Raw genomic sequence first — 273 nt, 5'->3', positions numbered from 1 at the left:
TTACATCACATCGCAGCCGATTTCATTGGCAATATCTCGGAGCTGCTGTTCGTTGTCTAATTTAATCGACCACTTGCATTCAGAACCATTGGCTGAAATGACATTTGCCCCTTTTCCTATCAGTTGGATTGCATCAACTTGAGCTTGTAGCGTGACTCTGTGCTCACCATCCAAACGAACGACCAGCTCATGTGCGGTTGCGATGATTTTCCCACTTTTAAACGTTATGACCATGGATTTCTCGGACTATTTTAAATACAGATTACTTCTTAT

Annotated in this window: 1 protein-coding gene; it reads right to left on the bottom strand. The window is 42.1% G+C overall.

Features of this window, described 5'->3' with window-relative positions; all coding sequences use genetic code 11:
* Window positions 1-234 carry a DUF3389 domain-containing protein gene (locus tag AB4496_RS29750; protein ID WP_009845322.1) on the bottom strand — a complete coding sequence of 78 codons (234 nt, stop codon included), beginning with the start codon at window positions 232-234 and terminating at the stop codon, window positions 1-3.
* Window positions 235-273: the final 39 nt, after the last annotated feature.

The organism is Vibrio sp. 10N.222.46.A1 (assembly GCF_041473595.1).
In the GTDB taxonomy this organism is placed as follows: Bacteria; Pseudomonadota; Gammaproteobacteria; order Enterobacterales; family Vibrionaceae; genus Vibrio; species Vibrio tasmaniensis_A.
This window is presented reverse-complemented; position numbering and strand designations above follow the sequence as displayed.

Coding starts and splice junctions, on each gene's coding strand:
- AB4496_RS29750 (WP_009845322.1), bottom strand. CDS start 234: ATGGTCATAACGTTTAAAAGTGGGAAAATCATCGCAACCGCACATGAG.